This window comes from uncultured Cyclobacterium sp. (assembly GCF_963976465.1).
In the GTDB taxonomy this organism is placed as follows: Bacteria; Bacteroidota; Bacteroidia; order Cytophagales; family Cyclobacteriaceae; genus Cyclobacterium.
Genome location: NZ_CAXBOC010000190.1, coordinates 1 through 9,236, shown reverse-complemented (window position 1 = coordinate 9,236; position 9,236 = coordinate 1). Strand labels below are relative to the sequence as shown.

Genomic DNA, 9,236 nt, shown 5'->3' with positions numbered 1-9,236 from the left:
CCACGGAGGAGTTTAAGGATCTTTTTTCTAATTTAAGGTCAAGTTCAATGGTGTCAGGCGTTTACCTTGTTTTGATGTTTTTGGCAACATTTATCGCAACATTAGGTCTTTTTGGAAACTCTTCCCCTGTAATCATTGGTGCCATGATATTGGCTCCGCTTATGGCGCCCATCATATCACTTTCTATGGGGGTGTTGAGACAAGAACGCCTTCTAATTGTCAATAGCGTAAAAACCATCGGATGGGGAGTGCTCATAGGATATCTTTGTGCCATTTTAATTACTTGGCTTACTCCATTGAACATTGCCAACGATGAAATTTTAGCGAGAATTAGACCTAATCTGTTGGATTTGGGTGTAGCTGTAGGTTCAGGGATTGCCGGGGCGTATGCCAGTGCAAAATCCGAAATCGCGAAGACGCTTGCCGGGGTGGCCATTGCAGTGGCTTTAGTGCCACCTTTGGCGGTGTCTGGAATAGGCTTTGGTTGGACTAATTGGGATATATTTCAAGGGGCTTTTCTCCTATTTCTAACCAACTTATCTGGGATGGTGCTGGCAGCTGCTATGACTTTTTTACTTTTGGGTTTTAGTCCTTTCCGTTTGGCGAGAAGAGGAATCGTTTATTCTCTTGTGGTCGTTGGTCTTATAAGTTTTCCTTTATTTTTTGGTTTCATGGATATGGTAAAAGAAAACAATGTGATATCTAAGTTGAACGGATATGAAATCAATGGAGTGATTTTAAGAGATATTTCTGTCCGCAGTTTTAAACCACTAAAATTAACTGTAAAAATTGTGGGAGAAACTTCTCCTGATAAGGAAAAACTTGAATTAATAAAATCAGAAATTGAAACCCTTATTGGGGAAGAAGTAGAACTTGAAGTGACAGTAGCCTTGAAAGTTTATTGATTGGGTGCAATTCATTCTGAGAAGAGTTTAGGTGTTCCAATAAGTTTTTCTTGTTTCTATCAGCCTACCTACAGTGTTTGATTAAAATTGCCAAAATCCTGCTAGTTAATGATGCGAGGTGCTAAAGCTAAATATTTTAGTTTTTATGACAGAAATTTGATACATTGAGTATTCAATTGACAAACTTTAAACCAATCAAAAACATTAAGAAAATGAAAAGAAAAGCAACAGCAATATGGAAAGGTACCGGAATGGAAGGAAGTGGAACTTTGTCTTCTCCAAGCGGTTTTTTTGATAAATCACCCTATAGCTTTAAAACCAGATTTGAAAACGAAGATGGCTCTAAGGGTACTAATCCCGAAGAAATGATTGCTGCCGCTCATGCTGGGTGTTTTAATATGGCCCTTAGCTTTCAGATTGCCGGAAAAGATATGGAGGCAGAAGAACTAGATACTACAGCCACAGTAAGTATAGAAAAAGGAGATGCAGGATTTGCCATTACCGGAATAGTTTTGAACCTGACTGGGAAAGTTCCCGGAATGAAAGAAGAACAGTTTGTTGAATTGGCTAACGCGGCAAAGGAAGGTTGCCCAATTAGCAAAGCATTAAGCTCAGTTCCTATTTCATTGAATATTACTTTTAATGAATAGGTTTTAATTATGTTCAGGCAAATAGTTTAAATAAATGAGGAATTTGCCTCAATGGATAAAAAGTACCAAAATGGATTTTGGTACTTTTTCTTTTTTTGCCAAAGAAGAATAATATTTAACAATATAAGTGATTTAGCAGAGAAAAATAACGCATTTAAAATATGAGTAAAAGATTGCTAATTCTGGGTTGGGTTACTCTCTTAGGTTTTGGTTTTATAGGACTTGCATTGGTTTATTTTTTTCAACCGATTACATTGCTTGAATTATTGATGGGACAATGGGCTTTAGGGCAACAGCTTTTGGTAGGAACTTTGACCGGTGTGATTGGAGCAGGTGTAGCCATTATTTTGATCAATGCCTCATTTTTTAAAGATGAAAAGAAAAAATACCATAGCCTACTCAATAAGTGGTCATGGACCGAGTTAGGGATTGTCTTTATTTCCGTTTGCGCGGGCGTTGGAGAGGAATTGCTATTCAGGGCAGGGCTACAGCCATTTTTGGGATTGTGGATCACCTCAGTCCTTTTTGTCCTTATTCATGGTTACTTAAATCCTTTGAACTGGAAGATTAGCATCTATGGAGTTGTAATGATTGGCTTTATAGCAGCTTTAGGGTATTTATACCAAACGGCTGGGATTTTGTCGGCCATTATAGCCCATACTATTTTTGATGCTATTTTGCTATTTCAGTTGATAGAAAAAAGAGCCTTAAAAAGTGCATAAGCAAAATCGAATAAAGGTTGATTCACTAGCTTAAATACCTTGGCTTTCATAAAAAAAGCACGTACAATTTTAATTGTACGTGCTAATGATATCTTTGGACCTTGGTAGGTGGAATATCGGTTGTTTAATCAAACCGATTCGATTTACTCAAGAGTCACACTGAATTCATTACTACTTCTACCGGCCGGGCTGATGGTAACATAACGGAGGGTTATTGGGTCTTGCTCCTCTCCCACAATTGGTGCCAATACCGGCCCTGTGTATAGTAAAGCCGTTTGGTCAGCTTTGTGTCCATCAAAAGTATAGTAGATGGTAGCATTGGCCACTAATGGATGAATTTCAACCAAGTATCTTCCACTTATTTCATCTTTACTCAATTCTACATTGGCCTCCGGAATTCTGAAAAACACATGGTCTTCTTCCAGTTGACGTAACCTTTCAGGTAATCTTTCAAGACTAAAGGAGTGATAATCTTTGTTTTCTTTCTTTTTCCAAGCCACTTCAGCCAAGGCAAAAGCCCTTGGAAATAGGAAATATTCCAGTTTATTATAGGTAGGGATATATTCTGTCCATAAATTGGCTTGAACGCCCAATACATGATGGGATTCCTCTTCATTTAATTCACTGGGAATAGGAGAGTAGCTGTAAACCTTTTCTAAGGGAAGAAAACCTCCTATAGCCAAAGGTTCTGTAGTTTTGTCCTCTCCTTGGTAGTGGTCAAAGTACATATGGCTATTGGGTGTCATGATTACATCATGACCCATTTTAGCAGCCTGAATCCCTCCCTTTTCACCTCGCCAACTCATTACCGTGGCGTTTGGAGCTAATCCACCTTCTAGTATTTCATCCCATCCTATGAGTTTCCTCTTGTTTTTGTTGAGAAACATTTCAATTTGCTGAATGAAATGACTTTGCAATTCATGTTCATCTGCTAGTTTTTCTTTTTCGATAACCTTTTGTGCGATCTCTGAAGTTTTCCAATGGTCTTTAGGGACTTCATCTCCACCAATATGAATGTATTCGCTTGGGAAAATTTCCATAACTTCCGTAAGTACATCTTCTAAAAAAGCAAAAGCTTTTGGCGTTGGCCCATAGATGTTATAATGCACTCCCCAATAGCCGGGAACTTCTTGATTGATATCGTTATCGTATTCTTTTCCATTTTCATTGACAGCGGCAATGGTGCCTGTTCCAATTCCTTGAAAAGAATCAAAGCTGCCTAGTTCAGGGTAAGCAGCCAATACTGCTGAACTGTGACCGGGAAGTTCAATTTCCGGAATTACTGTGATTTTTCTATCTGCGGCATATTTAACTATTTCCTTGGCTTCTTCTTGGGTATAATACCCTCCATGAGGTTTTCCATCGTATACAAATGGCTTGAAATCATAGTACTGACCAATGATGGTTGAGTCTCTCCAGGCACTTTCTTGGGTAAGTTTCGGGTATTTTTTTATCTCCAATCGCCATCCTTGATCGTCTGTTAAGTGCCAGTGTAAGGTGTTCAATTTCAATTGGGCCATTAAATCAAGTATTTTTTTAACCTGATCAGCACCAATAAAGTGTCGTGATACATCAAGCATTATCCCTCTGTAGCCAAAAGCTGGAGCGTCTTTTATATTTAATTGAGGGACAACTGCTTGTCCTTCATTAATTTCAACCAGCTGATACAAGGATTGCAATCCATAGAAAATACCCTTTGAAGATCCTTTGATATGTACTCTGTTTGCGTCAATATTTAAAGTGTAACCTTCTTCATTTTGTGCGTCTTGGATTTCCTCTAAGACGATTGAGGCATCACTTTTTTGAGGAGCAATTTGTATGGGGAGATTAAAGCCAGTTTTGGCTTCCAACATCTCATTGAAGATGGCAGCCGACTTTCTACTGTTTCCTGTTTTGGCTGCAATTACAGTTCCTTTTTTTAACACCAAATTTCCTTCGCCCATTTCAATGGACTCGGGTAATGGGATGATATTTAGGTTTTGGGCTTTAAGGTTAGCTGCATTCAAAAAGAATAAAAGGCAGGCTAAGGTTAGGGCTTTATTCATGATGATTTTTTTGATAAACTTTTATTTTAGATAAATATAAAGAAGTTTATCAAAAAAATTACTTAACCTTAATCTGATTTTATAAAATATTACGTTATCGGTCGTATTAAACCAGGATTGGGCGGGGTTCCAAACATTTTAATTGCCTTTAATATAGAAAGGATTTATTTCAAAAAGGTTAGAATTTTCAGGATTCACCTTGATTTCTACGGAGTGAATGTCATGGTCACCAAATACCTGAACTGCCGTGAAATTAGTCATGGTTTTTCCTTTATTGTCTCTCAAAGGTTTGGATACCAAAAAGCGGTGCTGGTCACCATATAGTAGCAACACCGGCTTGTCAAATGCCTGTACTTGTTGTCTTAGTAAAGTAACAAAACTAGCATGTCCATTTTTTTCGTCTTTATTGTTGTAATTTAACCCTGCATGCAATACTAGCACCAAGCCTTTACTATTGTTTTCTTTAGCTGCACCGAACAGTGATTTTAGCCAAAAATTATTCGCCAGCTCTCTTTCATAAAATTCATCATTTAGGGCTTCAGCCCCTGCATCAAAATTATTATTGGAACCAATTACATGTAAAGTACCGAAGGTTACACCTGATTTTTCCCAAGTTGAGTTTTCTGGGAATTTTTCAAATCCTGCCGCCCTGTTCTGTCTGTCCAGTGTTAAAGGCTGCTTTCCTTGACTAATACTGTCAGAAAAAAACAATTGTCTTAATTTGTCTAACCTTTCTTCAGGATCATAACTCCCACATGCCTCTCTATCGCAATCTGTCCACTCGTTATCTCCCGGGGTGTAGATTAAAGCCTTATCAAAAGTGTCAAAATAGTTTTTTATTTTTTCATAATATTCATCTGAACAAGGAATGCTTCCGGATTTTATGTCTCCTACATGTAAGGTGAAAGCAGGATCTGCATCATTTATTTGTTTGATCATGCGTTCAAACCTCACAAAATCTTCAGGAATGTGGTAGGGCAGGTCTCCGATAGCCATGAATCGAAAAGAATCACTGTTCTCATGGTTGCAGGAATCTAATAAGGTAGATGATAATAATAAAAAGAGAAAAAGGCCACGTGTTTTCATGGTAGAAAGATAATTATATAAATGTATATTGAGCTAAGGTAGCATTGGAAGGTTAAGTTATTTTGTTGAAGCAATGCTTATTCATGATTATCGGTAAAAATTATAATTACTTCTTATATTGATATACTGTTTTTCTATCAAAAACGTCTACCTGGGCAAATAAAAGTTTTCCAATCAACGGAACACCAAAAGAGGGGGATAAGGGTGAAGGAGGTTTTTAATTGTAATCCTAATTATAGAATTAATACTCTAGATTTAGTTTTCACCTCGAAAAATTTAAAATTAATCCAAAATTCACCATTTTTAAATGTGAAAATTAAGATGATTCAGTGGATTTTGTTTTCAGAAAATACAAATTCACTACCTTTGGCAAGCCAAAAAGATGGCTTTAAGTAATAAGCGATCTTTAAACCCAAAAAGTCACTAATAAATTTTATTTTTGACCGCTACTTAATAAATATACAATGCCGTTCAGGCCAAATTATGATCAATAAATTTATATTTTTATGTCTTTATCAGGGCTGATAACCATATCGATAGTCATCATCCTGATTTTTGTGCTGTACAGGGATCTTTTAAGACCGTCTTTTGCATTTTTGGGAGCTGTATTTTTGTTGTTAGTCTTACAAATCATTACTCCTGAAGATTTTTTAAAAGGGCTGGCAAATAAGCAAATCATTGTTATTTTTCTCTTGATTGGTTTAACTTCAGGGATTCAGCAAAATATAGGGACAGGGTTTTTTTTTAAGATTTTCAGTCAAAAGTTAAAACCGGGTACATTTAGACTTAGACTCATGCTTTTGGTGAGTAGTCTTTCTGCAATTTTAAACAATACTCCGGTGGTCGCTTTTATGATACCATACGTAAAAGAGTGGACCAAAACCAACAAATTTCCTGCGTCAAAATTTCTTATTCCACTATCTTATTCCACTATTTTAGGGGGGATGATAACTGTGGTAGGAACTTCCACAAATTTAGTGTTAAATGGATTAATCAGTGAATTTGATTACCCCTTATTGGGTTTTGAGGATTTTTTGTATTTAGGGGTCTTGGTGGCTGCTATAGGAATGGTGTACTTAAGTATAGCATCTCATTACTTACTTCCCTCTAGAGAAGAAAATAAAAGTGAGGTTATCGATCACCTCAATGAGTACCTGGTTGAGACTTATATCCCCATAGGCTCCTCAATGCACGACAAAACAGTAAAAGAAGCCGGGTTAAGGCAGCTGAAAGAAATATTCCTTGCTGAGATTAGAAGAGGAAAGAAAGAAATATCACCTGTTGGACCCAATGAAATTTTACAAGAGGGAGATAAGTTGTTTTTTGCAGGTAACTCCGAAGCCATATTAAAGCTTATTCAAGAAGAGAAGGGGCTAAGTTTACCCGAAGATGGGCATGTTTCCAATTATGGTTTTTTTCAATTAACCGAAGCTGTGGTCCCGGCATCCTCATCATTAATTGGGCTTAAGGTTAAAGACAGCGATTTTAGAAACAAGTACCAAGGTTCTATTATATCGATCCACAGAAATGGTACCCAATTAAAGGGGAATATTGGTGAGACGAGGGTTTATGCAGGAGACTTGTTTTTAATGTTAACCGGTAAAGACCACAATCGGAATGATTATTATAAAGATTTAATAATTGTTACCCTTAGAGGGGAGATAAGTGCAGACAGAGGGAATTTAAAAAGGCTTCCCTCATTAATAGCTTTGTCGGTATTGTTTACAGGAATTATTGGGTGGATAGATCTTTTTATAGCAGCTTTTGCAGGAATCCTTATTTTGTATCTATTTAAAGTGTTAAATTTGCAGACTTTAAAGAAAGCTGTTGATTTGGATCTTTTATTGATCCTTGTATGTTCGCTTTCTTTAGGATTGGCATTAAATAGTTCCGGCGCTGCCGGGGTGTTGGTTAATTTATTAATTCAATTAACCGAGGGGGCAGACCCCATGTTGGGTTTAATCTTGTTGTTTGTAATGACCTTGGTTTTAACGAGTTTGATTACAAATGCAGCAGCAGTATCTATAATGTTCCCGATTGCACTGGAACTTGGAAGTCAATTAGGTCAGCCATTGACTCCTTTTTTCGTTGCTATTGCGTTTGCAGCATCGGGGGATTTTATGACACCTATTGGTTACCAAACCAATTTGATGGTGATGGGGCCAGGGAATTATAAGTTTAGAGATTATTTCGTAATTGGGTTTCCACTTACTATAATCTATGCTGTTGTGGTATTGTTGTTTATCAATTGGTATTACCTGTAATTGAAATATTAATAGTGTTGCATTAATTTCATTATCAAATGCGTGAGAACATTCATCCATCTGTATTTAAGGTGACCAATGAACACCGGATCAAGGCGCTAGGGCAACGGCCAAAGTTAATTTGGTTCACAGGGCTATCCGGATCAGGTAAATCTACCTTAGCGAATGCAACTGAAGATGCCTTATATAGATTGGGATTTCATACGTATTTATTGGATGGAGACAATGTTAGAACAGGATTAAATAAAGATTTGACGTTTTCAGATAAGGATAGGGAAGAAAACATACGGAGGATAGGAGAGGTAGCCAATTTAATGTTAGATGCAGGATTAATTGTCATCTCGGCATTTATTTCTCCCTTTATTTCAGACAGGGAAGTCATACGGGATTTGGTAGGAGAGGAGAATTTCTTGGAAATTTATTTGGATTGCCCATTAAAGATTTGTGAAGAAAGAGACGTTAAAGGGTTATACAAAAAAGCCAGGAAAGGTTTGATTAAGGATCTTACTGGAATTGATTCTCCCTATGAGCCACCTTCGGCCCCATTTGATGTTGTACATACGGCAGAAGAAAAATTGGAAGATGCAGTAGCAAGATTGGTAAAGAAAATAAATAAAAAAATAATAATATAATATGGCACAATACTATTTATCCCATCTGGAAGAGTTAGAGGCAGAGGCAATTTTTGTAATAAGAGAAGTTGTTTCACAATTTGAAAAACCAGCCTTGTTATTTTCAGGAGGAAAGGATAGCATCGTTTTGGCTCATTTATCCAAAAAAGCTTTTTATCCATCCAGAATTCCGTTTCCATTGATCCATATTGATACGGGGCATAACTTTCCGGAAACAATAGCTTTTAGAGACCAACTAGTAAAAGACCTGGGTGTACAACTCATCGTTGGTTCAGTTCAGAAAAGTATAGATGAAGGGAAAGTCAGAGAGGAAACAGGAGCAAATGCCAGTAGGAATGCTTTGCAGACCGTTACGTTACTTGATACCCTGGAAGAAAATAAGATTGATGCAGCCATGGGTGGTGCCAGAAGAGATGAAGAAAAAGCTCGTGCAAAAGAGCGGTTTTTCTCGCATAGGGATGAATTTGGTCAATGGGATCCTAAAAACCAAAGGCCTGAATTATGGAACCTTTTCAATGGAAAAAAACACATGGGAGAACATTTCAGGGTTTTTCCAATATCCAACTGGACAGAGATGGATGTTTGGCAATACATCCAACACCAAAACATAGCCTTACCTTCTTTGTATTTTTCACATCAAAGAGATTGTGTGGTTAGAGATGGGGTTATTTTGGCCAAATCTGACTTTATTCAATTGAAACCCGATGAGGAAATCAAGAATCTAACCGTAAGATACAGAACCTGTGGTGATATGCCCATTACCGGAGCAGTGGAGTCTGATGCAGATGATTTAGATAAAATTATCGCTGAAGTGGCCACAACGAGGACTACTGAAAGAGGTACGAGAGCTGATGATAAAAGGGGAGAGACTGCCATGGAAGACAGGAAAAAAAGTGGTTATTTTTAGGCCATAAGGACCTTAATATATCCCT

8 protein-coding genes are annotated in these 9,236 nt (G+C 37.3%); 6 read left to right on the top strand and 2 right to left on the bottom strand.

Going from position 1 to position 9,236, the window contains the following annotated elements:
- From AAC037_RS12045 to AAC037_RS12035, 3 genes are all read left to right on the top strand, one after another.
- Window positions 1-905: DUF389 domain-containing protein (locus AAC037_RS12045; RefSeq protein WP_339903235.1), on the top strand; the 905-nt coding region annotated here is incomplete at its 5' end.
- 212 nt (window positions 906-1,117) lie between these two features.
- Window positions 1,118-1,555 (top strand): OsmC family protein, encoded by a 438-nt coding sequence (locus tag AAC037_RS12040; RefSeq protein ID WP_339903234.1) that lies wholly within the window; start codon window positions 1,118-1,120, stop codon window positions 1,553-1,555.
- Between the two features lie 161 nt (window positions 1,556-1,716).
- Window positions 1,717-2,277 carry a CPBP family intramembrane glutamic endopeptidase gene (locus AAC037_RS12035; RefSeq protein ID WP_339903233.1) on the top strand — a complete coding sequence of 187 codons (561 nt, stop codon included), beginning with the start codon at window positions 1,717-1,719 and terminating at the stop codon, window positions 2,275-2,277.
- A gap of 143 nt (window positions 2,278-2,420) precedes the next feature.
- Here AAC037_RS12035 and AAC037_RS12030 read toward each other — a convergent pair whose 3' ends face one another.
- Both AAC037_RS12030 and AAC037_RS12025 read right to left on the bottom strand, forming a co-directional pair.
- On the bottom strand, window positions 2,421-4,322 hold the full coding sequence (locus tag AAC037_RS12030; RefSeq protein ID WP_339903232.1) for a family 20 glycosylhydrolase: 1,902 nt from the start codon (window positions 4,320-4,322) through the stop codon (window positions 2,421-2,423).
- A 138-nt stretch (window positions 4,323-4,460) separates the two neighbouring features.
- Window positions 4,461-5,408, bottom strand: coding sequence for a metallophosphoesterase (locus tag AAC037_RS12025; protein WP_339903231.1), 948 nt, complete (start codon window positions 5,406-5,408; stop codon window positions 4,461-4,463).
- Window positions 5,409-5,914: 506 nt separating this feature from the next.
- Here AAC037_RS12025 and AAC037_RS12020 point away from each other — a divergent pair.
- The 3 genes from AAC037_RS12020 to cysD are packed head-to-tail and all read left to right on the top strand — an operon-like array spanning window position 5,915 to window position 9,211.
- Window positions 5,915-7,672 (top strand): SLC13 family permease, encoded by a 1,758-nt coding sequence (locus tag AAC037_RS12020; protein ID WP_339903230.1) that lies wholly within the window; start codon window positions 5,915-5,917, stop codon window positions 7,670-7,672.
- Window positions 7,673-7,710: 38 nt separating this feature from the next.
- A complete protein-coding gene (cysC, locus tag AAC037_RS12015; RefSeq protein ID WP_339903229.1) occupies window positions 7,711-8,304 on the top strand; it encodes an adenylyl-sulfate kinase in 594 nt (197 codons plus the stop codon).
- Between the two features lies 1 nt (window position 8,305).
- The gene (gene cysD, locus AAC037_RS12010; RefSeq protein ID WP_339903228.1) at window positions 8,306-9,211 is read left to right on the top strand and encodes a sulfate adenylyltransferase subunit CysD; all 906 of its coding nucleotides are present in this window, start codon (window positions 8,306-8,308) and stop codon (window positions 9,209-9,211) included.
- Window positions 9,212-9,236: the final 25 nt, after the last annotated feature.

What these genes read in the sequence shown, in the direction of transcription:
- AAC037_RS12025 (WP_339903231.1), bottom strand. Translation starts at nt 5,408, where the DNA reads ATGAAAACACGTGGCCTTTTTCTCTTTTTATTATTATCATCTACCTTA.
- AAC037_RS12020 (WP_339903230.1), top strand. Translation starts at nt 5,915, where the DNA reads ATGTCTTTATCAGGGCTGATAACCATATCGATAGTCATCATCCTGATT.
- cysD (WP_339903228.1), top strand. Translation starts at nt 8,306, where the DNA reads ATGGCACAATACTATTTATCCCATCTGGAAGAGTTAGAGGCAGAGGCA.
- AAC037_RS12035 (WP_339903233.1), top strand. Translation starts at nt 1,717, where the DNA reads ATGAGTAAAAGATTGCTAATTCTGGGTTGGGTTACTCTCTTAGGTTTT.
- cysC (WP_339903229.1), top strand. Translation starts at nt 7,711, where the DNA reads ATGCGTGAGAACATTCATCCATCTGTATTTAAGGTGACCAATGAACAC.
- AAC037_RS12040 (WP_339903234.1), top strand. Translation starts at nt 1,118, where the DNA reads ATGAAAAGAAAAGCAACAGCAATATGGAAAGGTACCGGAATGGAAGGA.
- AAC037_RS12030 (WP_339903232.1), bottom strand. Translation starts at nt 4,322, where the DNA reads ATGAATAAAGCCCTAACCTTAGCCTGCCTTTTATTCTTTTTGAATGCA.